This window comes from Tersicoccus solisilvae, from assembly GCF_014643255.1.
Classification (GTDB): domain Bacteria; phylum Actinomycetota; class Actinomycetes; order Actinomycetales; family Micrococcaceae; genus Tersicoccus; species Tersicoccus solisilvae.
Genome location: NZ_BMJI01000090.1, coordinates 1 through 565 on the forward strand (window position 1 = coordinate 1; position 565 = coordinate 565).

General features: G+C 47.1%; 1 protein-coding gene. It reads right to left on the reverse strand.

Annotation, left to right across the window (positions count from 1 at the left end):
* Window positions 1–434 (reverse strand): hypothetical protein (locus IEX22_RS15545; RefSeq protein WP_188669293.1); only part of this gene is annotated, 434 nt, incomplete at its 3' end.
* Window positions 435–565 lie beyond the last annotated feature (131 nt).

Sequence of the window (565 nt, forward strand, 5' to 3'; positions counted from 1 at the left end):
TCGAGCGATTTTTTGATTTGACGCTTCATTCCCAATAAGTAGGAGGGCAATTCATCCTCTGCAACATGTAACCATTCCTGGTGTTTATCCAGATTGATTGAATAACTCATAGAACCGGCTTCAACCCCTTTGAGGGTGCCGCTCAATTCGATATCGACCCAGGATTGCTCAATATGATGATATCCCACTCGGATCAGAGCTCTATTACCCTGGGAGAAGATCCTTAATCTCAGCTTCTTCTCTGCTGAATGGGGATCGGGTAACAATGGGTCTATCAGCGTCGCTTCACAATTAAAATGGGGATTGAGGTGGTTGGAAATCCGCTTATCGACCCAAAGGATCCCGGTGCCAATAACCGCCAGCAACAAAAGCTGAATAATCCAAATTCGGTGTCGTTGCAGTTGTTGCCACAGCTTGAATATCGGCTCATTCACAATCTAGTGCCTCCTGCAGCCATGCATACTCAGGAGAGCAGGCCGTCATCTGTGCCATCGTCAGTTTATAAGCTTTGATGTGGTCGCCATCCATATTTTCACCCCTGGCGATCAGGCTGATGGCTTTGGTT